Origin of the sequence: Pseudomonas sp. ICMP 8385 (genome assembly GCF_002699915.1) — a bacterium.
Classification (GTDB): Bacteria; Pseudomonadota; Gammaproteobacteria; order Pseudomonadales; family Pseudomonadaceae; genus Aquipseudomonas; species Aquipseudomonas gessardii.
On sequence record NZ_LKBY01000070.1, the window covers coordinates 1 to 213 of the forward strand.

At 58.7% G+C, this 213-nt stretch carries 1 protein-coding gene; it reads left to right on the forward strand.

What is annotated here, in order from left to right; genetic code table 11:
• A partial coding sequence (locus tag AO268_RS08050; RefSeq protein WP_373562121.1) for a transposase occupies positions 1 to 213 on the forward strand: 213 nt, incomplete at both ends.

Genomic DNA, 213 nt, shown 5'->3' on the forward strand with positions numbered 1-213 from the left:
CCCAGGTGGACAAATTGCTGCATGGCGACGAAAACGTGGTCTGCGCCGATGCAGGCTACACCGGTGTCGAAAAGCGGCCCGAGCATGAAGGACGTGAAGTTATCTGGCAGGGGGCGGCACGCCGCAGCACCTACAAAAAACTCGATAAGCGCAGCGTGCTGTACAAAGCCAAGCGCAAGATTGAAAAGGCCAAGGCTCAGGTGCGCGCCAAGG